This is a genomic window from Acinetobacter sp. BHS4, from assembly GCF_018454425.1.
Classification (GTDB): Bacteria; Pseudomonadota; Gammaproteobacteria; order Pseudomonadales; family Moraxellaceae; genus Acinetobacter; species Acinetobacter pittii.
The window spans coordinates 2434508-2459710 of sequence record NZ_CP075323.1 but is presented as its reverse complement, the minus strand read 5'-3'; the positions used below and the strand labels follow the sequence as shown (position 1 = coordinate 2459710).

Genomic DNA, 25203 nt, shown 5'->3' with positions numbered 1-25203 from the left:
GCAGGATAGCCCCATGAGATCAATCGTTGATCTTTGCAATTTGGCCTTGTCGCACCTCGCACAAGGCTATGTTGTAAATGAGATTACAGAACCAACAAAACCCGCAAATCTGTGTAATACATATTACCCAATTTGCCGACGCGAATTGCTTGATAACGAACACCAATGGACCTTTGCGGTCAAACGGGTTCGATTGAATGTCGATGCGGGTTATGAGTTCGGCACCGCCTATGTTTTGCCAAGTGACAAAGTGCGATTGTTTCAGCTCGAGTCTGGTACTCGTTTCTACGTTGAAGGCAACCATTTATTTACTGATGACCCTGCGCCAGTTCTTCGATATGTCCATGATGTAAAAGACTTAGCATTGATGCCTGACAGCTTTAAACTTGCATTGTCATATCTTTTAGCAGGTCGTATTGCAGGTCCTTTGACTCAAAGTGAACAGATGCAAATGAAGATGATGGCTTTATTTGGGCAGAAACTAGGTGAAGCAATTTTTATTGATCTTCAACAGCATCGACTTGAAAAACGTCCTGAGCATGTAGGCTCAATGACTGAGGTACGATAATGCAATTTTCATTTAATGGTGGCGTTATATCACCAGATATGTTTGGTCGGATTGACCAAGCCAAATATCAAACTGGTGTAGCTAAATGCAAAAACTTCTATGTTGAATTGTTTGGCGGCCTGACTTATCGAGCGGGTTTCCGTTACGTTCACCATTATGAAAAAACATTAGGCAAGATGCGCCTTATTCCTTTTATCTTTAGTGAAGAACAAACGGTTGTTTTGGCAATCCGTGCCGGTGCGGTAAATTTCTTTGCTGATGGTGGGATGTTGCTTGATGATAACGATGCACCTTTAGAAATTGTTGTGCCTTATGCTGAACAGCATTTAATGCAGCTACGATATGCACAATCTGCTGACGTTATCACAATAACTCACCCGGACTACCCGCCACGTAAAATCATTCGTAAAGGTGCAACGGAATGGACAACTGAAGTTGTTACTGTTGGGTACGGTTTAGATGCACCGCAAAATTTAACAGGTACCGCAAATAAACCTAATACTACTGGCTATATTGAACGCGATTATGTGTATCAGGTTACAGCTGTAAATGATGAAAATGAATCTCAAGCATCGGCTAAATCTCCAATTCTAAAAAATGATTTAACATTATCTGGTAACACAAACGTTCTAACGTGGGATGCTGTAACAGGAGCTACGCGTTACAACGTTTTTAAACTTCGCTCAGGCCTTGCAAGTTATATTGGTGAAACAACTGAATTAAGTTTTACGGATGACTACATTGAAACGAATGGAGCGATTACACCGCCTTTAATTCGTAATCCGTTTGAGTTCTACCCAACAGCCGTTGCTTATTTTGGACAACGTAAGGTTTACGGCGGTGGCTATAAATCACCACAATGGTTGCGAATGTCTCGGACTGCTACCGATGATAATTTTGGTTATCACATCCCACTTCAAGATACAGACTCAATTCAAATACGTTTTGCTGCACGGGATGGCAACGGTGTAAAACACCTTGTTCCTATGAGCGATTTAATGATTCTTACAAGCAGTGCTGTTTGGCGGCTTTCTTCTGATGGTGCCGTAACAGCAGCAAGTGTAAGCGTTAATAAACAATCTTCAGAAGGGGCAAATGATGTAACACCTGTTGAGATTGGAGGAGCTGCAATTTTTGCTTCAGATCAAACGGGGCACATTCACGAAATCTCACTTGCCCGTTCGTACACTGTTTCTTATCAAACATTAGATTTATCTATTTTGTGCCCACAATTGTTTGATGGGCATAAAATAATTGATTGCGCATTATTGCGTAACCCTATGAATATTATATATTTTGTTCGTGAAGATGGGGTTTTATTATCGTTATCCTATGAACCACAACAACAAGTATGGGCATGGGCTGAGCATGATACAGACGGTAAATTCTTATCTGTTGCAGCAATTCCCGAAGAAAATCAAACAGTTTTATATGCACTAATTGAGCGTAACGGCTTTTATAATATTGAACGCATGCTTACCCGACAACCCATAGACATGCAAGACAAGTGTTTTTTAGATAGTGGACATCAATATAAAGGGGCACCAGTTACTTCTCTATCTGGCTTAGATTGGCTTGAAGGTCAAACAGTATCTGTTTTTGCTGACGGTGGTGTAAAACCGCCTGTTAAAGTAACCAATGGAACAATCCAATTATCCCGCGAATTATCTAACGTTTGGATTGGTTTGCCTTATGTGGCAGAAATGCAGACGTTACCAATACTTAATCAACAAATTAATCCAGTAAAACCCAAAGTTTTAAATAAAGCTTTTCTGCGTGTTCTTGGTACTCAAAATATTCTTGTAGGTGCTAACCAAGATATTTTGCAGCCTACAGCAATAACTGAATATAAACCACGCAGCCGTGAACCTTACGGCAGACCATTAGACTTAATTGACGGTATTGTTGAAGTTCCTGTTGCCAGTACATTCGAGCGAGACGTTCAAATTACTGTAAAACATGATAAACCTTTACCTATGAAATTATTGGCCTTAGAGGTTGAAATTAAATGAGACGAAATAATATTGAGATTCGCAAACCGACTGAACGCGACATTCGTATTCTCGTTGAAAATTTACGACCTGCGGATCAAGAAGAGTTAAAAGCATATTTTAGTGATAACTATGATTGGATCGTTAAAACCTGTGTGAAGGGTTCGCGTGACGCATGGTCCGTTGTTGTAAATGGTAAGTTGCTTTTCATTTGTGGTGTTGGGCTTACAAGTCTAATTGGTAATGTTGGTTGCCCTTGGTTACTTGGTACCACACACATTAAGAAATACCCAATTGAGTTTGTGAAGCAAAGCCGCAGCATTTTACGAGAAATGCTTGCGAATTATGACGCTCTTAAAAATCATGTATACATCAAAAATGATGCAGCAATACGATTTTTAAAGCACCTAGGTTTTTCAATTAAAGAACCTGTTATTCATGGGGCTAACGGTGAATTATTTCATCCGTTTAGTATTACGGTGGCATCATGATGGGTGGAATGGGCGGCGGCGGTGGAGGTGGCGGCGGTCAAATGGGTGGGGGTAATCTCTATCAGGCCATTGCTACAGCTGCGGTAAAAGGTGGTACAACCTATTTAAAGTTAAAGGCGCTTAAACAGTCTTTAGAACAACAAGCTGAATTGGCAGGTGCTAACGCTACACTTGCCGATATCCAAGCACGCGATGCAATTGATGATGGCCGAAACACTGTCACGGATTATCAACGCAACCTTTCAGGCTTTAAATCTAGCCAGATAAACGCGCTTGCTGATAACGGTATTGATGTTACGCAAGGCTCTGCGATTGACTTACTAGCAAGTACGGAAATGCTTGCGCAAGGTGATATCGACACTATCAAATACAATGCGGCTATGAAATCTTGGGGTCATCGTGTTCAAGAGACGAATTATATTAATCAGAAAAATTCTCTTGAAGCTCAAGCCAAATCGGTACGTCCGCGTTTAAATGCTGAACTTGCTGCTATGGACCAATTTGCATCTTCATTAATGGGTGGCGGCTCTGGTAGTCCAATGCAAGGCGGTGATTCACTTACTATGTCACAACCTACAAACGGCTCGTATAACACTAACAGTAATTTCTCAATGTCGCTTTATGGCAATGAGCAAGGCGCATCGTGGCAGAACTACAATTGGAATTGGATGGGAGCATCGTAAATGCGTATACCTCAGTTTACTTCACAAGTCGCTGAAGGCGATATGCCCAATGTCCAACTTAGCGGCGGGGTTACACCTGGTCAAGCTGTCGATATGGTTGGCAGTAAAGTAGACGGTTTTGCAAATCTAGCAAATACAGTTGCCAATAAATATAAAGAATACCAAGACGAAAACGACCGTGTACGCGTGATTGACGCGCAAAATAAACTTTCTGAATTGCGCTTGCACCTCGAAAACAACGACACAGACGGCTACATCAAGAAAAAAGGTGCTGAAGTTGTTAGCTTTGATGATGGTGAAGGTGGAAGCTTTGTTGATTATTACTCAAGAGCTTATCAAGATGGTGCAGGTGAAATTGCAAGCAAGTTAAGCAATGGTCGTCAACGCGCTATGTTTCAGCAAATTTATGCGCGTGATTCACTACAATTCAAAGGCACTTTGCAAAATTACTTTGTGCGTGAAAATGATGTGTATCAACAAAGTGTTTATTCATCTTCTGCTGAGCGTTTTGTTCGTGAGATAAATGAAAACCCTGCGGACTTCACCAAGATTGATGAAAGCCGTGAAAATTTAAAAGCATCTTTGGGCAAGCTAATGTCGCTCAACGGTAAATCTGCAACTGAAGCTGAAAACATGTACTTGAAATCTATTTCAGGCGCACACCTTAACAACATCAATGCTTTTATTGAGAATGGTGAATTAAAATCAGCGGTAACTTATAAGAGTAAATACGGTGAAGAAATCTCACTTGCTGATAGATTTAGAGTTGACCAACGCATTCACCAAAAATTAGAAGAACAACAGGTTGAGCTTTTAGTAAATAGAGCTACGACCGGAACACAAGAATATAGTAACCCTGCGTTAAATACTCCTCCTCAGGCATCTGCGGCAATTGCCAAAGAATTGAAAGCCTTAACACCTGAGCAAATGAAAAATATTAAATACAATGATCAGCGCTTAGATGTTTACACAGTACATGCAGCAAAAGAAAAAGGTATGGAGTGGGCTGCGCCATTATTGTTAGGTCTACGACTAGCGGGTGAAAGGTCTGATAATAGTGCCGTCTCCAATAAAGGTGCGCGTTCAGTTATGCAATTCATCCCATCTACTTGGCATGGATCGGATACGCAAAAAAATGGTTATAAATGGGACCGTCAATCTGGAAGAGAACGAGATATTGATAACCCTGCGGATACAATCGACGCTGCACTAGATTTTGTTTCTGATATTAGTAAGAAATTTAAAACTAAAGACCCGATGGTTATAGCAGCCTATTACCATGGTGGGGATGACGATGCTCGTAGAGTTTTAGCAGGTGGTCAGCCAAAGGGACCTATAGGTCGGGGTTACCTCGCACGAATGGATAAATGGCTTTCTCAAGAATTTGGAGATTATGCTAAGAAGCCTGCAAAGACTCGCGAGCAGGCTCAGGAAGAAATTTGGAATAGTGACGTTCCTCTTGACGTTAAAAATAAAGCATTATCTTTTACAGATAGATATTACAGTGGTTTGGATAAAGCCAAAGAGGAAAAACAAGACCAAGTTTATGATTATTACTTCAAGGGCATTAATGCTGGGAAATTCTCTTATGACCAAATTCCCGCTGTTGATATTAATGCTTTAGAGCCAAATCAAATTAGAAGCCTTGAATCAGTTAGTAATGCAAAATTCAAAAAAGACATTAAAACCGATTCGACTGTTTACAGTATGATTATGCTAAACAAAGAAGAATTGTTTAAAGGTAAGCCCCAATCTGTATTACATCAATATGCTGATAAATTATCACCTTCAGACTATCGAGCAGTCACAAAAATGTTCATCGATGTTAATTCTCCCTCGAAAGATGGAAAAAAAGATGATTCTCTAGAAGTTAGTCCGAAAACCGTTTCAGATTATTTAAATCCTTATTTACCTATGCTTGGCATAACTAATAAAACCAATAAGAATCAGATTGATCATTATGCTGCTGTTCAGGCTGATGTGACTCAAACATTGCGTGAAGCTGAAGCTAGAAAAGGAAGTAAACTGACCAAGGATGAGTTTAGCCGAGCTGTTCTTAAAACAATTGGACTAAATACCAAAATCACAACGTCACGTTCTTTGTTTGGCGTTTCAGTTGGTGATTCTGAAAGCACACTAAATCGCATATACTCTGTGAAAAGCAAAGATGATATTGCTCCTAATACTCAGAAAAAGATTGACGATTTATTTAAAAAGCAAGGTCGTGACCTATCAAAAGTAACACTGGCGGAATATCTTAATGCTTATTACTCAATGGCTAGAAGGGGCTTTTAATATAATGAGAACTTTAATTCTGTTATCATCTTTTTTATGTTTCACTCCGTCTGCTAATGCGGAATGGATTGATATTTTTAAGGATGGCAAAGAAGTCTACTCTGTAGATAAAGAATCAATGGATATAGATTTAGAAAATGAAAAAGCAAAAATATGGGTTAAAAACACAGTAAATATTAGCAAACCAAAATTGAACGATGTAGTGGAAGTAAAAACTTATTTCGATATCGCCTGTAAACAAAGAGCATTAAATTTAATTTCTATGGTTTCTTATAATAATAAGAATAAAGTTGTTAAATCATTTAATCCTTCAACACCTTTAAAAATTAATGCAATTCCCGAAACAGTCGGCGGAAACATTTTTCATGCGATGTGCCAAGATTTAATCCCCGCAATGAAAGATCAGCCTTTTGAAAAGTTCACTTCTTCTGTGATAAAGACCGATCAGTGTTTAAAGGATGCTGTAAATTCTAAAAGGTATTCAGTTGCGAATAAAAATAAGTTAAAAGATATTGCTTTAGAAAAATGCAATTCTTTACTTAATAATTCTTATAACACTGGGGTCTCTTATGCTTCTATCGAAAAAGGCGAAAATTTAACGGATGAAGAAGCCCAAGAGGTTAAATTAAAAATTTATAATCGCTTGGAAGAAAAATTAGATTTTTATATTCAATAACACGTTTATGCAGTGTCAACAGCAAACGGCTGTCTAACCAATAACAGCATTTAAGATTACAAATAACCGTAGTCTTAAGTGCTTTTATTATGTCTGATCAAAATGCAAATCTTACAATTGGTCAATTATTTGAATTAAACCAAGGCAAGAACCCAACTCAAATTGCAGATTCTGAAGCCCATGCGCGTAAAGCTGCTAAATCATTGGGCTTGGATTATGACAAGATGACAGAAACACCTGAGCAAATTGTTTCTGTAGCTGATGAGATCAACACGCAAAAACGCGTGAATGATGTTGTCGCAAGTGATCCTGTACTCGGTAAATATGCACTTAATCCAAATCAAGCTGCTGTGTCTTTAGATGACTTTGAAAACCTAAAAGACATTAGCGGTAAGGTTTCTCTACTTGGCTCGAGTCTCTCAAAACCATACCAAAGTGTTTCTTATGAAGACATTCAAAACGTTTTGAATAAAGGCACTTCACCAGAACAAAAACAACGCTTAAAAGAACTTGGGGTTTATGAAGACCCTCAAAAGAAAATTAAGCCAAACGTGAACACCAATTTAATTGATTCGTTCAGTTCAACATTAGTCCCCCAAACATCGGACCAAGTTTTCAAAGAGCATTACAACCGTATTAAAAAGACGGCGGGGGTAATGTCTGCTGAACGATTCAAAAAATATTATGAGAATCAAGTTTATTGGATGGAACATACGGCAAGCGCTGAACCTGTAAGCCCTCAAGAGCAAGGCAATCGCTACGTTAATGCCGCATTTCGTGCTGTTGCCGCAATTGGTCAGACTGAAGGTGCATTAATCAATGCAACTACTGGAAACGATAGCCTACTTAATTTAGCAACACGTGTTAAAAACAGAGCTGCACCATCACAAGAAATGTCGCAAGCGCTTTACCAGGCGCAACTTGCTGCGCAGACAAATGATGCAGGTGTGCTAGGTGCGGCCCAAGAATTGATAAGTAATGCCGATGCAGGCTTGGTCGGTGAGTTTTTAATTGAACAAGCACCTCCCGCATTAGCCGGGTATTATGCAGGCGCGGGGGTAGGTGGTGTTTTAACAAATTCACTTATCCGAAACACCGCCAAATATGCACCAATGGTCATGAACTTGGAGAAGGCCGCTACATTGGTTCGTGGTGTTACTGTGGCAGGGAATGCTGCACAAGGCGCATTGGGTGCGGGTACTGCTGACGCTATCGTGTCTTATGGTCAGAACATGGCAGAAGCACGTGAGAAGTTTTTAACCAAACAAGAGCAGATCGATTATGCAGCTGCAAAAACTTGGGGCTCAGCAAAATATTCAGCCTTAGGCGGTGCATTAATGCCTGTAACTTTTGGCGGCCCTTTGCGTACTGTAGGCGGTCAAGCTGTCATTCAATCAGCGGCAGGCATGTACTCTGTGCAAGGTGCGGCCGATGCGGTTGGTGAAAAAGCCGACCCTGTAGAAATGGCATTAGAAGGTTTGTTAGAAGTTGCAACATCTGCGCCTGAAGTAGCCATTACATCTGCATCAAAAGTTAAAAACCAACGTACAGCACAATTTGCATTAGACCAATTACGCCAAGATCAACAAGAAGATGCCGTGCGTTCAAGTACCTTTGCATCTGTGCTAAATAACCTTATTGACCGCAACAAGGAAAGTAAGACAGCACAGCGTGATGACTCCGCAAGCCAAGCATTTATCAAACAGGCCATTGAAGAACACGGCGCAGTTGAAGAAGTTTATATAGACGGTCAGACCTTCAACCAGTTATTACGTGACCGTAATATTGAACCTTCTGATTTATTCGAACGCGCACCAAGCTTGCAAGATCAGTTGGGCACAGCGGAAACATTTAACGGCACTGTGCAAATTCCAGTGAATGAGTTTGTTTCTGCCATGTCGGTTGTTGAGCGTCCAACAGACTTTGTTGAGAACGTACGTTCTGATCCGAACATGCCAACTTATCGTGAAGCTCAAGAGAACCTTGCAAAAACAACAGAACAAATGCAGCAAGAAGCCAACATATTTATGGAAGAGCAAGCGCGTTTTGAAAATGCCGAAGATGCTAAAGAATTGGTCGCTACAGAAGTTCAAAAGCAGTTGGCTAGTGTTGGCACATTCACTGCAAAATATAATCGTGCTGCGGGCGAATTAACTTCTGCTTTCTATTCAACCTTAGGCGATAAACTCGGCATTAGTGCAAAAGATGCTTTTGATCGCTTCCCAATCCGTATTGCTGATGAACCGACAACAGATAAGGGCACATCGTTTAATCAAAGTGCTACACCTGAACAAACAATTTCAGTAGATGATTTTGTTAAGGGCATTAAAAAACAATATGGAATTGAATTAGGTCTAAAAGGTAGTCCAACAAGCAATATTCTTTCATTGCATAAAATCGTTGTGCCTGAAGCTATGCGGAATCAAGGAACTGGCACCAAAGCAATGCAGGATATTATTAACTATGCTGACTCGCAAAATAAAACGATTGCGCTTACCCCAAGTTCTGATTTTGGCGGGAACAAAAACAGACTTACAGGCTTTTATAAAAAACTCGGCTTTGTTGAGAATAAAGGCCGCAATAAAGATTATGAAATTTCTGAAAGTATGTACCGTTCACCAAATGGTCGTAAATATAATCAAGCAAATGGGGGTACACGCGGTTCAATTACTTTCACCATTGGTCAAGATGGTTCAACAATTGTTCTAAGCAAAAATGCTGACTTTTCTACCTTCGTGCATGAGTTAGGGCATCATTTCTTAGAAATGAATATGCAAATTGCTTTAAGTCCTGATGCACCCGTGCAAGTCCGTGCAGATATGGAAACGGTAATGAAGTGGGCATCACCAGAAACAACGGACCTTGGCGAATGGGATTTTTTCACCGATGCGGAAAAAACCGAAGTTCACGAAAAATTTGCAGAAACGTTTGAGCAATATGTTTTTACGGGGAAAGCACCAAGCGCAGCATTAAAGCAGGTTTTCAACCGATTCCGTCAATTCATGATTGCTGTGTACCGGAACATTGAAAAGTTTATGGGCATCAATGACCGTGCAGAATTGAATGCCGATATTACAGGTGTAATGGACCGTATGCTTGCATCATCAAGTGCCATTGCTGAAGCACAAGCCGCGTCAAATCTTGAAATGTTAATTCATCAAGATGATGCAATGCGCCTTGGAATTTCGCCAAAAGATTATGACGAAATGCGCCAAGACCATGAAATTGCAACAGAATTATCTATAAATACATTAGAGCAGAAATCCCTGCGCAATATGCTTTGGTACCAAAAGCAAAAGTCTAAGTATTTGAAAATATTGCAAAAAGAAGCTGACAAAAAGCGGGCCGCGGTTCGTGAAGATATGGCAAAGGAAATTTCACAACAACCCGTTTATCAAGCCATGGCGTTTTTACGTCAACCGCTTGACCAAGTTGCTAAGCGCGATTCAACCAAAGTTGAACCTGAACGCGATAATCTATTTGAAGCAATTGCAAAGTTTGGCGGGCTTGATGCAAATGAAGTAGAAAGCACGTGGGGCATTGATGAAGCTGCCAAAACCAAATCAGGCATTGGCAATAAACCTGTCGTACGTTCTTCAAAGTCAAAATTAAAAGGCCTGTCGATTGAATCAATGGCTGAGAAGCTTAGCGAAGAAGGTTATTTAACTTTAGATGAGCACGGCAAATTTGATACACGCGAACTTGAAGATAAATTTACAGACCAGTTGCGCGGCGTTAATCAATATTCAACGCAAGTGAATCCTGAATTATTAGATTATTCGCAAGACATGGACTTGCTGCAACGTTATGCAGAAGGTCGCACGACCAAAGGCAAGTTGTCATTAGATTGGATTGAAGCCAAATACGGCCGTGACAGTGCTATTTATCAAAGTATTTCAAAAGGTGCCTACGGCTTTGCACAGCGAGGTGGTGAAAATCCCGATGTAGTTGCTGAGATGTTCGGTTATGAAAGCGGTGACGCATTGATTCGTGATTTGCTTAACTCACCAAGTCCAAAGCAAAAAATTGATGAACTCACTGATGCGCGCATGGCCGTGCAATATTCCGAATTTTTTGATCAGCAAAGCATTGTTGAAGCTGTTGAAGCCGCTTTGCACAATGATGTTCGTGCGCGTTTCTTGTCGGCTGAAATGGCTGCTTTAAACGGTATGCTTGGTCGTAAGTCTGCTTTGAATGAAGCAGCAAAAACAGTTGCTCAAGATATTGTTCAACGCCAAAAAATTAAAGACATTCGACCACATGTACGTGCGCAAGATGATGCTCGTTTGGGCCGTATGGCTAATGATTCTTTTCGTAAGGGTAATACAGTCGAAGCGGCCCGCCATAAACGAAATCAATTAGTACAGTTCTATGCAACCAAATACAGCTATGACGCAAAAGACCAGATTCAGAAAAACCTTGATTTAGTTAAAAAGGTTTTTGGTAATAACGAGAAATTATCAAAAAACCGTGACTTTGATTTCGTGACTGCAGCACGTGGCATTCTGGGTAAATATGACCTTGGCCGCGAATCTACTAATTACGAGCATCAACTAGAATTGATTCGTAAATACGACCCGACCACTTATGCTGAAATTCAAAACATCGGTGCTTTACCTGAAAACCAAAGCTACCGCGAATTAACACTTGAGCAATTCAATGCGGTAATGTCTGCGGTCGAAACGCTATGGCATCGATCACGTGAAAACAAGGTATGGCATACAACCGATGAAGCATTTGAACGCGAACAAGTCCGTGAAGAGCTAATACAACAATCAGGCGGCAAGAAAAGCGTTGAGAAAATTCAGCAAACTTTATTGGGTAGAGATAAGACAGCCGAACTTAAAGCACGATTCATGGAACTAGGTGCATCTGCAAAACGTGTTGACCAGGTTATTACATGGCTAGACGGCGGCCCAACTGGTAAATTCCGTAAGTATTTAATCAACCCTATGCAAGATGCCTTAGCTAAATATCGAATTGAAAAAGCTAAGATGCTTAAAGATGTAGTCGATATTTTTGAAGGTTTTGGCAAACTCGATAATTCAAAAATTGCTGCGCCTGAATTGAATAATTTTACTTTCGTAGGCAAGCAATCTTTACTGCATGCAATTCTGCATACGGGCAATATGAGCAACAAAGAGCGCCTTGTTTTGGGTTATGGTTGGGGCGCACGCTTAGAAGATGGCTCTGTTGATTTCAGCGCATGGGATCAGTTCTTTAACCGGATGATCACTGAAAATGTGATTACTAAAGAGGACATGGATAACATACAAAAACTTTGGAATCTTTTTGATAAATACAAAGAGCAAGCGCAAGTTACCCATAAAAAAATTAATGGTCGGTATTTTGACGAATTGCCACGTACACCAGTGAGTACGCCTTTCGGAGAATATGAAGGCGGTTATGTGCCTGCTGCTTATGACCGTATTCGCTCAAATGAGCAAGACCGCATTCAAGATAAAAACTTAGCCGAAAATAACTTACAGGCTTTAGATATCGCAACGACTGGCGCTAACTTTACCAAGTCACGTGCAGATCGTTACCACGATCAGCTTGAATTAGATATGTCTCGTTTACCAAGTCATCTTGATAAAGAGCTGCGCTATATTCATCTTGAATTACAGATTCGCCAAGTAGGGCGTTTATTGCTTAATAAAGATTTCCGAAATGAAATTGAACGTGTAATGCCGTTCGGTGTGAAACAAGTCTTTAATCCTTGGCTTAAAGCAATCGCTAATCAGACAGTCGATGAAAGCTCAGGGGTTCATCTGTTAGATAATATTTTCCGTGTATTACGTCGTAATACTGGTATTGCAATCATGGCGGGCAACTTGAAAAACGCCATTGAACAATTCACAGGGTTTACACAAGTATCAGTGGCGGTACCGCCTAAACAATTGCTGAAAGCGCAGGCGCACTATTTTACTTCAGTGGCTACACGTGAAGACATGGCGAATAACATTATGGAAATGTCTGACTTCATGAAAACACGGTTCGATCGTGCGGCCGATGAATATCGTTATGCCGTGGACGAAATTGTTTTCCAAAAGGGCGCAATTCAAACAGTGAAAGCTTTCACCATGAAACACGCCTATGTATTGCAAACAACGATACAACGACCAATGGAAATGATTTCTTGGCAAGCTGCATTCAACCATTACACCGAACAAGGTATGACACAATATGATGCCGTTCATGCAGCGGATGCGGTTATTCGTCAGTACATGACAGATATGTCACCAGAGGGAATTTCAAATCTTGAACGCGGCACACCTGCTAAACGTATGTTCTTGATGTTTTACAACTGGTTCAACATGATTTGGAATACGACTAGTTCAGAAGCTAAGTTAGCGCTTGAAGCAAGCAATGGTTCATGGGTTCAAGCTTCGCCACGTTTGGCATATATCGCTTTGATGATGATCTCTATACCTTCAATTTTATCTGAATTGCTCAGTGTGATATTTGCGGGCGGTTTACAAGATGGTGACGATGACGGCGATAAATGGGATGACTTATCCGCAAAACTTGCGCTTTCACAGTTAAAGATGCTTTCGGCATTTGTGCCTTATGCGGGTAATGTGGTGAACGCTGCAATCAGTAATACAGACGATAGCGTTGTAAATGACCGCTACACAGCTTCACCAGTGTTTAGCATGGGCGAAAGCGGGCTTTCATTAATCCAACATGCAAAACGTGCTTTAGATGAAGATAAGGAAGTAAACCAAGGTAAAGCAGCAAAAGACATGTTGAACACCGCAACCCTTGCAACAGGTATTCCGTTTGCTGTTCTTGGTAAGCCTATTGGGTATTGGTTAGCAATTGCACAAGGTAAGAAAGAAGCGCCAGATAGTATTTACGATGCTACCCGAGGAACGATTACAGGGAAGCATGCGCCTGAAGATGATAAGTAATTATTCAGCATGATCAACTGTTATTTCCCGTTATTTAACAACAATTTGCCTAAAAATTATAGTTGACTCCACATTTTTGTTAGTTCAATATCTAACCAAATTATGGAGTTTTAAACATGAATTATTTAGTAACTAAAGACTTGGGCAATGGTTTTTACTTAGGTAAAGGCAACGTCAGACAAGGTGGTAAAGAATTTATCGTTTTTAAAAGCGATAAAGAAATGCTCATAGGTGCTGAAACATATAAATACGATGCCGAAAGCAATCAATTATTGTGGGAAGGTATTGAAAACCTAGGACAAGTTGTTGTTGGTTTTGCCGATACTGAAGAAGAAGCCTTAGATTTAGCTTTCTAATTATTTTACATAATCACCTGTTGACACGTCCCGACCTACAACCCTCCTATTATTTGTAAGCTTACCTAAAATTAGCTGTAGAGAATACGGCCTTTTTTATTGGTGAGCTTATGACAGTTCAAGTTACCGACCGGCTCAGCCAACTTTATGTTGGGAATGGGGTAAATACGCGGTTTGATTTTGCATTTCGAATTTTCGACCAAGAAGACGAAACAGGTGTAGCTGTTCGTGTAAAGGTTGGGAATGAGTTTGAATTCCTTGATGAGACTACGTATGCGGTCACGTTTAACCCCGATGATCTTGGAGGTTACGTAACATTTGTTGAAGCACCTGATGATCAGACATTTTTCTATATTGCAGGGAAAACTCCTGTTGATCAGTTAGTTGACATTACTAATTATGATAATTTTTATCCAGATGTTATTGAAAGAGCATTAGATAAACTAACTGCTATTTTACAAGAATGGAAACATCTAGTCGATTTTGAAACTCAATCACGTATTCTCGCAGATATTGATTATGATGATTTAGCCCAACAACGAGAAGCTGAATTAAAGGCTTACATTGACGGAATTGCAAGCTCAATTCTAGGGTACCCAGTAGTTGGATTACCCTCTAAATTTGTTATTCACAATGGAGAAACTCAAGAACATATTAATGATTCTCAAAAATTATTTAATGAACGCATAGATAAGCAAGTAGTTTATGCTGATCAGTATGGGGTGATACCTAATAATCCTATTGAACAAACTTCACTTATTGAACAAGCAATTCAAGACACAGCATCAAAAAAGCAGCAATTAAAGTTTCGCGGGGGAACATACTTAATTGATCCGCGGAAGTTTAATACAACATTCCCAAGTGACAGTACATACGCTCTTAATATTTATGATTACATGGATATTCAGGGTGAAGGTAAGCCAGTTTTTAAAATCATTGATAATGTGTCTTCGTTAGCGGCACCTAAGTGGTACACGCTTTTTCATACTGCGACTTACAAACACGATTGGCGCATTAATGGCATTGTGTTTGACGGGAATGCCGAAAATAATCACAAAGGTGCGGCACGTTACAATCAAGCCTTCATTGGTGTCTTTGGAAATTCTGCATACTGTGACAATGTAGATGTTAATAACTGTATTTTTAAAAATAACCCGGGGGAAAACAATATTATAGTCGGGGTAACACAGGGAGTTTTTGTTGCAATACTTGGTAAAAACTGGAATTTATGCAACAACATACATGTTGATAATGGGCTTGATTCCAAAGACTTTACGGCGGTATTTGGCTACGCTAATAATGTTAAATGCGATTACGGTGTTTACATCCAAAATACCAGCCCGACTGTTTTTGATGGGCCTGGAGCAAGAAATGCTTTTGAAGTCCACGGGTCTGAACAAACATTTAACAATAACTTTATTAAATCCTACTTTAATGGCGCAATTGTGAACTCAAACTGGACATCGACATGTGACCAAATTCAAATTAACAATAATATTATGTCTGATATGTTCCTTGGTGGTGTCAGGTTGTGGCGCCAACCAACAGCTACACTTTCACAAACACTGATTAAAAATGCTCAGATTAAAGGAAATCAAATACACTTGAATAATAAGTTGTATGCTACAGAATCAACTTATAAAGCAGGTGTATTTGGTAGTGCAAACTTTGTATTAAGTATTGATAGTGTTGATATTTCTGATAATACAGTAACGACAGATACAGGAATGCAGAATATCTCTGCTTGTGTTTACTTATTAACTCAACCTGTTGCTACTGCAGAAGTTATGACTAACTTTAAGATTAGGCGCAATGTGGGGATTGGTACATATAACGGAATATATGTTTATGCCCCCAACACAGGTGCTTCATTTTCTGGTTTAGTGATTGAAGAAAACGAACATTTGAACCCTGTCAATGTCGGTGCTTCGGTCAATCCAATCTCCTTTTATCTACGCGCGGATGGAACATCTAATATTAATGATGTTGTTATTCGTAGAAACAAGTCTGTTAATTCAAAAAATGGATTGTGGTATCAGAATAATATCCTTGATATTACAGAAGAAAACAATGTATTTATTGGATCAACTACACCTCGCACTGAAACAACTCTAGTAAACAATGTTAGACGTGGCGATCGTTCGCATAAACAAGCAAATCTAATATCAACTCAAACGATAAAAGAGTGGCTTGTTTTACAGCGTCGAGCGTTCAAAATTTCAGTTGATTACACTAAGTTTGCAACTAGTATTCATCAAACACTTATGCAGATTCCTGCGAAAGCAAGAGTTTGCGACATTATTATGGATGTAGTTACCCCGATTGGTGGAACGACTTCTCCAGCTATAACCGTTGGCACTGCTAATAGTGGTACTGAATATTTACTTAGTGCAGCAGTAGACACGACAAAGCAGGTTGGTAATGCGAATTCCGAACTTGGTTCATTATTAACAGGAGGTAAAAATGGTAAATACGCGAGCTGGACAGCTACTACAAATATTATTGCGTCATTGAGTGGAACAGGGGTAATAACATCTGGAGTGGTTGACTTCTATATTACAGTTGAATATTTATAAACCTTTGCAATTAGTGCTATAGAGCCCCAATTGTTTTGGGGCTTTTTACTGTCAACAGATTTCGATACAGAAATTAAACCAATCAATAAAATGATGAAAACATTAGATTGGTGGAAAAAATGAACGACCCTTTAACTATTAAATCATTGCCTTGGATTATCAAAATATGGGCGGCAGTCATGGGCGGCATTTTTGCTCTCATGTTAAGCGGTGATATCGACATTGAAGGAAAGATTAAAATTAACCTTAGTGTCATTTTGAAATTATCTATCAGCATCACAATCAGCCTTTACGGTGGTTCAGCTTTTATTGAATACCAAGATTTAGGGAATCTTCACCCAATGACCCACGGTTTTATCATGCTGATTTTTGCTGTTTTCGGCATGCTCCTAATTGGTATCTGGTACCAAGCCATTAGGTTGTGGAAGGGTAAAACGATGAGTGAATTAATTTCTGAAATTAAAGAATCGTTCAAAGCCTTGTTTAAATAGGAGAGTGACATGTCAGTAGATAAATATATTGATGAACTTATCAAGCGCGAAGGTGGTTATGTAAATAACCCTAATGATCGTGGCGGCGCAACTAATTATGGAATCACTGAAGCCGTTGCACGGGTAAACGGTTGGAAGGGTCCAATGCGTGATTTGCCTTTGGATTTGGCAAAGCAAATTTATAAACAGCAATATTGGATTAACCCGCGTTTTGACCAGGTTAATGCTTTATCTCCTTTAATTGCTGAAGAGTTGCTTGATACTGGTGTTAACTGCGGCGTAGCTTTTGCAAAGCCTTTATTACAACGTGCATTGAATCTACTGAATAACCAAGGTAAAGGCGGTTGGCCCGATCTAGCCGTTGATGGTATTTATGGTTCTGCTACGTTAGGGGCTTTAAAAATCTTCCTTGCTAAACGTGGCAAGGACGGCGAAAAGGTAATGCTGAAAGTACTGAACATTATGCAGGGGCAGCGCTATATCGAAATCTGTGAGCGCAATCCAACGCAAGAGCAATTCTTTTACGGGTGGATTGCTAATCGAACTTGATAAAATGCACTAAACAAAGTACATGCTTAATGCATGTACTTTATATTAATTTAATGATCTTTAAAAATTTTTGAATAAAAATAATGTGCTTTTTCAGTTATTGAGTAATGGGAATCTTTTTGAAAAGCACCCGCCATAAAAACTTTTTTTTGAGTATTTTGTCTTAGAAAACCATGTGTTACAAAATTCATGTTGGGATATATGAACATTTCATCATGTTGATTACCAGGCTTAATGCTATTTGGTGTGATATTTACAGCATAAGATACTTTTTCTTCAGGCTTCTTGTATTGCATATATTTTTCAAACTGTTTAATTAAGTAGCTATCAAAACTCATAATAATATTTGCATACTCATCAAATTGATCTTTGTCTATTTCTTTGGTTTCCTTCCACATCCTTGTGATTCTTGCAATCATTCTTGCTTGTTTTTCTAAGTAAGTTTTTTCAACTAAACTCAATATCTCTAATCCTATCTCGGCATTGCTTTTTTCGGTAAAAAATTTTTTTGAAAACTCCTCCTGCGCTTCTGACTCATTTATAAAAGCATGCAAATTCTTATAGTATCTTTGATTCTTAAGATTATTTATTACTTTGCCAATTGCAACTAAAGTTGAGGTAAAAGGAATAGCACTAATTAAATCAACTGCAATACCTTCTGCCACACCTTCCAATGAAGTCCTTATAATATTTTCAGTTGTAGTTAGAGCAATTTCAGATGTGTTGACTTCTTCTTTTTTCATTTTGCATACCTGTAAGTTTAGGAGTTAATTTAACATTTAATTAATTGTTAAATATTCGCATTTAAGAAAGAGTTTCTATAAGTATTTTCGACTTATTAAACTATATAGATAATTATTAATTAAACACTATTTTGAATTATTTTTAATCTTTTCTTATAATTTAAAAAAGGAGCGCTTTAATGTCTAGTCAGCTAATCAAACTTCACGACTTTGCAAATACAAGGAATGTTGACCTTGTTGCCGACATTGATAAGAATGGCGAAGTTACCAATATTTATGATTACAATGGTAATGAACTGAAAATTAACTTCTTGCGTTATGAAGTTTATTTTCAAAGGACTTGGTGGCATTTCGATAAGAAACAACCAGTACAAAAATAAAGCCCCAATTAAGGGGCTTTTTGTTTATGCAGCGTTTAGCATCTTGGCAATTTCCGATGCTGTAGGGTTGTAATAAGTATTCACTAAAACACTAATTGTTTTATGACCTGTGATTTTTGCGAGAATTTCCACGGGTAAACGGTATTCATGAACGAATCTTGTAATTGCTTCATGTCTTGAATCATGGAATGTAATAACCCCATCCAAACCAACGCGACGTAAATTACGTTGCCAAATTAACCTGAAGGCGTTTGATGTAAGTGGAACCATTCGCGTATCGTTTGGATCCTCTGGCAACCAAGAAAGCATTTCTTTTGCCTTTGCCGTTAAGGGTACATCACGCGAAGAGCCGTTCTTAGTGTCTAATAGACGGATGAAGTCAGTAAAAATTAAATGCTTTTGTACACTAAGTATTTCGCCTTTGCGCATTGCAGTTTCAAGGGCAAATAGGAATGACCATGCAACACGATGTCTTGGCTGCGTGGGTGTCTTACCCCATTCATAATCCAAGCCTTTTACAACTTTATCAATGTGATCCTGATTAACACGTTGATGCCTTGGCGGGGGTGCTGATGGTTTAGTAATTTCTTTAAATGGATTTTCTTTAGTTAAAAATAGTTCTTTTCGTGCAAAGTCAAAAACTGAACTGTACATAGCCATTTCTCTAATGACAGTTGCGCCTTTTACTTGCTTTAAGCGCTTATCTCGCCATTGCTTAACTAAAGTAGGGGTTAGATCGTGTATAGATTCATCAGCTAGTTCGCCCCAATTTTTCTTTAAGCATTTGAGCATTTGAACAATTAAACGGGCGCTTTTCATTTTGCGGCCTTCATCTTGATAGTACATATCAAAGAGGGCTTGAAAAGAGATATGGATTTTTTCGGGTTCTGAAACAGGCTGTTCAGATTGTAATTCTAGTAGTTTGGTTGCTGCCCACTGTTCACATTCACTAGCTGTGTCACGTGTGGCTGCGTAACGTTTACCTTTGAATCGAACTTCAATACGCCAAGCGTTGCCGCGACGGGTCGGTTTCTGCATTTTTAACACTCCAAATTTCTGGTGGCGCACTGCCGACAAAAATTGAAGATGTACAAATGACACCCACTTTTCTGGCGGCGGCACGGAAATATAAAGCGTTTTTTAATGTGAAATATGACTATTTTGAATAGCCATAGCTGACCTATCGACAATAAAAAACAAGCCGAAAAGTTACTAGAACCTTTCAGCTTATTGATTTTTAACAACAAATTTTGGAGCGGGAAACGAGACTCGAACTCGCGACCCCAACCTTGGCAAGGTTATGCTCTACCAACTGAGCTATTCCCGCAATGTGAGCACATTATAGAGTGTTTCATTAAAGTGTCAACACTCTTGTGATCTAATTGAACGTTTAATCAGCACGACGCCAAACTGTACCTTGACGTGTATCTTCAAGTACCACACCTTGGTCGAGCAAAGACTGGCGAATACCATCTGCTTTCGCAAAGTCTTTTGCTTTTTTCGCATCCACACGTTGTTGAATAAAATCTTCAATTTCAGCATCAGACAAAGCAAGCGCTTCTTGTCCAATATCTGATTTTAAGAAATCATCTACATTGTGTTGTACCAAACCTAAAATGTTGGTGAGGTGACGTAATGTCGAATAAAGCACAGTCGCTTGGTCAGCTTGCTCTTCTTTTACAGCACGGTTTAACTCTTTGTTAAGTTCAAACAATACAGCCATTGCTTCAGCAGTATTGAAATCGTCACACATTGCATTGTTAAAACGTTCAATAAAGCTTTGATCAAGCGTTTCAGTTGTCGTTTGACCGTACACTTGTTGGTAAGCTTTAAATGAATGGTAGAAGCGAGTTAAAGAAGTTTTTGCTTCTTTAAGTGCCACATCAGAGAAGTTCACAGGACTACGATAGTGTGAAGACACAATAAAGTAGCGGATCACTTCAGGGTGGAATTTCTCCATCACGTCACGAATCGTAAAGAAGTTGCCTAAAGACTTAGACATCTTTTCACCATCAACGTTAATGAAGCCAACATGCATCCAGTAGTTTACATATTGCTCACCAGTCGAAGCTTCACTTTGCGCAATTTCATTTTCATGGTGCGGGAACATTAAATCTGAACCACCACCATGAATGTCAAAGTGATTGCCTAAGCAGCAAGTCGACATTGCAGAACACTCAATGTGCCAACCCGGACGGCCATTACCCCAAGGAGATGCCCAAGACGGTTCATTTTCTTTTGCATGTTTCCAAAGTACAAAGTCAAACGGATGTTTCTTTTCAACTTCTACATCAACACGCTCACTTGCGCCAGCTTGCATATCATCAAGCTTACGGCCAGAGAGGCGACCATATTTTTCAAATTTGGTCACTTCAAAATAAACATCGCCGTTTGAAGCAGGGTAAGCAGCGCCTTTATTAACCAAATTGCCAATCATATTTTGCATCTGGTCGATATATTCAGTCGCTTTAGGTGCTTCATCAGGTGCTAAACAGCCTAAGTTCGCTGCATCTTCATTCATTGCATCGATGAAACGAGTGGTGAGTTGTTGGATTGTTTCACCATTCTCATTCGCACGTTTGATGATTTTGTCGTCAATGTCGGTAATGTTGCGAATGTAGCGAACATTCCAGCCTTGACTACGTAAGAAACGAATAATGTAGTCAAATGCAACCATAACTCGAGCATGCCCGATATGACAGTAGTCGTAAACGGTCATACCGCAGACGTACATATCGATGTGACCTTCTTTGCGAGGTACAAATTCAACTTTTTTTCGTTGCTCAGAGTTATATAAAACAAACGGTTGCATAAGGGTTTTCAAACACTCAACAAAAACAGTGTTACATCATAACTGATGCATCATTTTTCACAAAGGTTTATGCAAGAATTTTATAAGCTTGTGAAATCTTATACATTTAAAAACGTGTAGATGATTGAGTTATGTTAGAATGCCCCCAAATCTTTTGATTAAAATCACCGATCTTCACAAGAGATCAGATCAATTATTTTGAGTCAAACTCGTATGCCCAATCCTACAGATTTCCAAAGCAGCGCATTAGCAACATTGCGTATTGAGCAACAAGCCTTAGACGTGTTAGCAACACAAATTGGTGACAGTTTTAACCGAGCTTGTGAAATATTGTTACAGTGCAAAGGTCGTGTTGTGATCACTGGCATGGGTAAGTCAGGGCATATTGGCCGTAAAATGGCTGCAACTTTCGCCTCAACTGGTACTCCATCGTTTTTTATGCATCCGGGCGAAGCTGGGCATGGCGATTTGGGAATGCTGGTTCGTGGTGATGTTTTAATTGCGATTTCCAACTCTGGAAAAAGTGATGAAATCATGATGTTGATGCCTTTAATTAAACATCTTGGCGTTCCTCTTATTACCATTAGCCGTGATGATAAAGGCCCAATGCCACAAAATGCCGACATCGCTTTAACTTTAGGGGAGTCTGACGAGGCATGTCCATTAGGTTTAGCGCCTACGTCGAGTACTACAGCAACTTTAGTTTTGGGTGATGCACTGGCTGTTGCTTTACTTGAAGCGCGTGGTTTTACTGCAGATGATTTTGCTCGTTCGCATCCAGCAGGTGCGTTGGGTAAACGCTTACTTTTACATGTAAAACATCTGATGCATACAGGCGATGAACTGCCAAAAGTTTCACCAGATACACCAATGAATCAAGTACTTTATGAAATTTCTAATAAACGTTTAGGCTTGACGACAATTGTAGATGAACAAGAACATTTGCTTGGTATTTTCACCGATGGTGACTTGCGCCGTTTAATTGATAAACAGCAAGGTTTCGATGTGAATTTGCCTGTTTCAGAAGTGATGACAAAAAAACCATCAACGATTTCTCAAGAAGCACGTGCGGTAGAAGCTCTACAACAGCTGAACCTGAAAAAAATTAGTCAGTTTGTGGTGGTAGATGACCAAAACAAAGTGATTGGTGTAATTAGTATGCATGACCTTATTCAGGCAGGGGTAAATTAATCAATGGCATCTTATGCATTGTTAGAACAAGCACGTCATTTACAGGCATTGGTTCTGGATGTTGATGGTATTTTGAGTGATGGCTTCGTAACCTTAACTAATAGTGGCGATGAAATTAAATCATTCGATATTCGTGATGGTTTAGGAATGAAGCTTGCACAGCAAGCCGGCATGAAAGTTATCATTATTACAGGCAGAAAAAGTAATATTGTTGAAAAACGTATGTCTGATTTAGGTGTAGACCTCGTTTTTCAAGGCCGTGAAGACAAAGGCTCAGCACTTCGTGAAGCATGTGCGCAGTTTAATATTTTGCCGTCTGATTGCTTATATATGGGCGATGATTGGCCTGATTTATCTGCTTTTGCAATCGCAGGTATGAGTGTTACTGTGCCAAATGGTCATGAAGAAGTACGTCGCCGTGCGCATTTAGTTACGCAATCGATGGGTGGGCGTGGTGCTGTTCGTGAAGTCTGTGATATGTTGCTGATCGCAAAAGGCATTTACCAAGAACTTCTTGAAAAATATCTTGCAGTACCGCATTAATAATAAGATTACTTAAAAAGGTAGGCTATTCCTGCTCATGGATACCAGAGTTTTATCAATTGTTGCTGTAGTGGTTGCTGCTATAAGTGGTGGTTACTACTACTATAGTGGCAAGGCAAAAAAACTAGACATTGGTTCTGCGAAGAATATGACATATTCAGCGCAGGGCGTCCATTTGACTCAAACTGATGATCAAGGCAATTTGTATATTCGTGCTGAAGTTCGTCAGCTTGAACAGGATATGCAACAAAAAACATCAAAGTTGGATCAACTTAATGCCTTGATGTATAAAGATGGCAAAGTTGATGCGACATTCTTTGCAAAACAGGCAAATGGTTATGATGATAACCGTAAAGTTATTTTATCGGGTGATGTGGTCGCAACTAAACTGGCGCCACAAGGGAAGATTGAATTCCAAACTGATGAGTTAACTGGATATCCAAAAACCAGAGAAATTGAAACAGATCACCAAGTGGTTGTTCAATCTCCGCAAGCCGAGTTTGTCAGCAAAGGGTTAAAAGCTAATTTGAATAATGGTCAGTACGAATTTTTTAATATTCGAGGAAAGTATGCACCAAAGTCTTAATTTAAAACGTTCTTCAGCTTTCCTAAAACAAGCTGCGGTAATTACATTCGTTGCTTTATCATCTGCTTCGACTTTTGCTTTACCGTCTGACCGTAATCAACAAATTTCGTTAGTGGCAGACCGTGCAACTTATAATGAGAAAACGGGTTTAACGACTTATACGGGTAATGTCGTGATTGAACAAGGTACGATGAAGCTTCAAGCCGACTCAATTGTTGCTACGCTAAACTCTAAACGTGAAATTCAAACGATTACTGCCAAAGGTAGACCGTCTAAATTCCAACAGCAAATCAGTGCTGACAAGGGCGTTGCACGAGGCGAGGGTCAAACCATTGTTTATAATGCAGATACAGGCATTATTACTTTGACTGGTGGTGCATATCTATATCAAGATGGTTCAAGCATCCGTGGTAACTCATTGAAATATAGTATGAACAAAGGCGATGTTGAAGCTCAAGGTTCATCGTCAAATCGTGTTCAAATTATTATTCCGCCATCAACTTCAAAAAGTTTCCCAGGAGCGCGTGACTAATGCAACAAGCTCTTCAACCCCAAACTTTGTGTATTAAGCACTTAGCAAAAAACTATAGTAAACGTTGGGTCGTCAAAGACGTATCTTTTAGTATGCAAAGTGGACAGATTGTTGGTTTGCTTGGTCCTAACGGTGCAGGAAAAACAACAAGCTTCTATATGGTTGTTGGGCTAGTGCGTATGGACAAAGGTGAAATTCACCTTGATGATCTTGATATGTCCGATTTGGCAATGCATGAACGGGCACGTAAGGGAATCGGATATCTTCCGCAAGAAGCTTCTATCTTTAGAAAGCTGACAATTGCTGAAAATATTATGTCTATTTTAGAAACACGCAAAGACTTAAATAAGCAACAGCGCCAACAACGTCTTACTGAATTATTGAATGACTTTAAAATCAGTCATATTAAAGATTCATTGGGAATGAGTGTGTCTGGTGGTGAGCGTCGCCGTGCTGAAATTGCACGTGCATTGGCTGCTGATCCTAAGTTTATGTTACTTGATGAACCGTTTGCCGGTGTCGATCCAATTTCGGTGGGTGATATTAAAGATATTATCCAAACCTTAAAAGATCGCGGTATTGGTGTGCTTATCACAGACCATAACGTACGTGAAACTTTGGCAATCTGTGAACGTGCATATATTGTGAGCGAAGGTGCGGTAATTGCAGAAGGCACGCCACAAGAAATTCTGGATAACGAACAGGTACGTAAAGTCTACTTAGGTGACGATTTTACAGTTTAAATAAAAAAGTTAATCTATTTGGCTAAAAAGAGGTCAATGCTTCTTTTTAGCTTTTTATATTTAATTATTAAAAAACAATAAAT

At 39.4% G+C, this 25203-nt stretch carries 20 protein-coding genes and 1 tRNA gene; 17 read left to right on the top strand and 4 right to left on the bottom strand.

Annotated elements, in window-relative coordinates; all coding sequences use genetic code 11:
* Positions 1 to 13: 13 nt before the first annotated feature.
* The 11 genes from KIP84_RS11690 to KIP84_RS11640 all read left to right on the top strand — a co-directional run bounded on the left by KIP84_RS11690 (position 14) and on the right by KIP84_RS11640 (position 17590).
* A complete protein-coding gene (locus tag KIP84_RS11690; RefSeq protein ID WP_213688550.1) occupies positions 14 to 568 on the top strand; it encodes a hypothetical protein in 555 nt (184 codons plus the stop codon).
* The gene (locus tag KIP84_RS11685; RefSeq protein ID WP_213688549.1) at positions 568 to 2580 is read left to right on the top strand and encodes a hypothetical protein; all 2013 of its coding nucleotides are present in this window, start codon (positions 568 to 570) and stop codon (positions 2578 to 2580) included. Before KIP84_RS11690 ends, KIP84_RS11685 begins: the two co-directional genes overlap by 1 nt.
* Entirely contained in the window at positions 2577 to 3050 is a 474-nt protein-coding gene (locus tag KIP84_RS11680) for a phage protein Gp13 family protein (RefSeq protein ID WP_032055960.1), read from the top strand. Before KIP84_RS11685 ends, KIP84_RS11680 begins: the two co-directional genes overlap by 4 nt.
* On the top strand, positions 3047 to 3733 hold the full coding sequence (locus tag KIP84_RS11675) for a hypothetical protein (RefSeq protein WP_228308292.1): 687 nt from the start codon (positions 3047 to 3049) through the stop codon (positions 3731 to 3733). Before KIP84_RS11680 ends, KIP84_RS11675 begins: the two co-directional genes overlap by 4 nt.
* Positions 3734 to 6028 carry a transglycosylase SLT domain-containing protein gene (locus KIP84_RS11670; protein ID WP_213688548.1) on the top strand — a complete coding sequence of 765 codons (2295 nt, stop codon included), beginning with the start codon at positions 3734 to 3736 and terminating at the stop codon, positions 6026 to 6028. It abuts the gene before it with no gap.
* Positions 5994 to 6704, top strand: coding sequence for a surface-adhesin E family protein (locus KIP84_RS11665; RefSeq protein ID WP_213688547.1), 711 nt, complete (start codon positions 5994 to 5996; stop codon positions 6702 to 6704). Before KIP84_RS11670 ends, KIP84_RS11665 begins: the two co-directional genes overlap by 35 nt.
* An 89-nt stretch (positions 6705 to 6793) precedes the next feature.
* Positions 6794 to 13618, top strand: a complete 6825-nt coding sequence (locus KIP84_RS11660) for a GNAT family N-acetyltransferase (protein ID WP_213688546.1) — start codon at positions 6794 to 6796, stop codon at positions 13616 to 13618.
* Between the two features lie 116 nt (positions 13619 to 13734).
* On the top strand, positions 13735 to 13974 hold the full coding sequence (locus tag KIP84_RS11655; protein ID WP_213688545.1) for a hypothetical protein: 240 nt from the start codon (positions 13735 to 13737) through the stop codon (positions 13972 to 13974).
* A gap of 110 nt (positions 13975 to 14084) precedes the next feature.
* Positions 14085 to 16550 (top strand): hypothetical protein, encoded by a 2466-nt coding sequence (locus KIP84_RS18850; RefSeq protein WP_228308291.1) that lies wholly within the window; start codon positions 14085 to 14087, stop codon positions 16548 to 16550.
* Between the two features lie 119 nt (positions 16551 to 16669).
* Positions 16670 to 17041, top strand: coding sequence for a hypothetical protein (locus tag KIP84_RS11645; protein ID WP_213688544.1), 372 nt, complete (start codon positions 16670 to 16672; stop codon positions 17039 to 17041).
* A gap of 9 nt (positions 17042 to 17050) precedes the next feature.
* Positions 17051 to 17590, top strand: a complete 540-nt coding sequence (locus tag KIP84_RS11640; protein WP_213688543.1) for a glycosyl hydrolase 108 family protein — start codon at positions 17051 to 17053, stop codon at positions 17588 to 17590.
* A gap of 50 nt (positions 17591 to 17640) precedes the next feature.
* Here KIP84_RS11640 and KIP84_RS11635 read toward each other — a convergent pair whose 3' ends face one another.
* Complete coding sequence (locus tag KIP84_RS11635) at positions 17641 to 18333, bottom strand: hypothetical protein (RefSeq protein WP_213688542.1); 693 nt, start codon at positions 18331 to 18333, stop codon at positions 17641 to 17643.
* 179 nt (positions 18334 to 18512) lie between these two features.
* On the opposite strand from KIP84_RS11635, the gene KIP84_RS11630 reads away from it, so the two are divergent.
* The gene (locus KIP84_RS11630; RefSeq protein WP_213688541.1) at positions 18513 to 18713 is read left to right on the top strand and encodes a hypothetical protein; all 201 of its coding nucleotides are present in this window, start codon (positions 18513 to 18515) and stop codon (positions 18711 to 18713) included.
* A gap of 24 nt (positions 18714 to 18737) precedes the next feature.
* Here the strand turns inward: KIP84_RS11630 and KIP84_RS11625 are convergent, their stop codons facing one another.
* The 3 genes from KIP84_RS11625 to cysS all read right to left on the bottom strand — a co-directional run bounded on the left by KIP84_RS11625 (position 18738) and on the right by cysS (position 21525).
* Positions 18738 to 19751 (bottom strand): site-specific integrase, encoded by a 1014-nt coding sequence (locus KIP84_RS11625; protein ID WP_213688540.1) that lies wholly within the window; start codon positions 19749 to 19751, stop codon positions 18738 to 18740.
* A gap of 213 nt (positions 19752 to 19964) precedes the next feature.
* Positions 19965 to 20040 (bottom strand) — tRNA-Gly (locus tag KIP84_RS11620).
* A gap of 63 nt (positions 20041 to 20103) precedes the next feature.
* Positions 20104 to 21525 carry a cysteine--tRNA ligase gene (gene cysS, locus KIP84_RS11615; RefSeq protein ID WP_005076856.1) on the bottom strand — a complete coding sequence of 474 codons (1422 nt, stop codon included), beginning with the start codon at positions 21523 to 21525 and terminating at the stop codon, positions 20104 to 20106.
* A gap of 213 nt (positions 21526 to 21738) precedes the next feature.
* Between cysS and KIP84_RS11610 the strand changes: the two genes are divergently transcribed.
* Genes KIP84_RS11610 through lptB form a run of 5 tightly spaced genes read left to right on the top strand, consistent with a single transcriptional unit; the run spans position 21739 to position 25120 of the window.
* Positions 21739 to 22716: a KpsF/GutQ family sugar-phosphate isomerase gene (locus KIP84_RS11610; RefSeq protein ID WP_002122342.1), complete on the top strand. Its 978-nt coding sequence runs from the start codon at positions 21739 to 21741 to the stop codon at positions 22714 to 22716.
* A gap of 3 nt (positions 22717 to 22719) precedes the next feature.
* Positions 22720 to 23259: an HAD-IIIA family hydrolase gene (locus KIP84_RS11605; RefSeq protein WP_002122322.1), complete on the top strand. Its 540-nt coding sequence runs from the start codon at positions 22720 to 22722 to the stop codon at positions 23257 to 23259.
* Positions 23260 to 23296: 37 nt separating this feature from the next.
* On the top strand, positions 23297 to 23845 hold the full coding sequence (gene lptC, locus KIP84_RS11600) for an LPS export ABC transporter periplasmic protein LptC (protein ID WP_213688539.1): 549 nt from the start codon (positions 23297 to 23299) through the stop codon (positions 23843 to 23845).
* Positions 23829 to 24377 (top strand): lipopolysaccharide transport periplasmic protein LptA, encoded by a 549-nt coding sequence (gene lptA, locus KIP84_RS11595; protein ID WP_002122334.1) that lies wholly within the window; start codon positions 23829 to 23831, stop codon positions 24375 to 24377. The genes lptC and lptA overlap by 17 nt, the downstream gene beginning before the upstream one ends.
* Positions 24377 to 25120 (top strand): LPS export ABC transporter ATP-binding protein, encoded by a 744-nt coding sequence (gene lptB, locus KIP84_RS11590; protein ID WP_002122331.1) that lies wholly within the window; start codon positions 24377 to 24379, stop codon positions 25118 to 25120. The genes lptA and lptB overlap by 1 nt, the downstream gene beginning before the upstream one ends.
* The last annotated feature ends 83 nt before the right edge of the window (positions 25121 to 25203 follow it).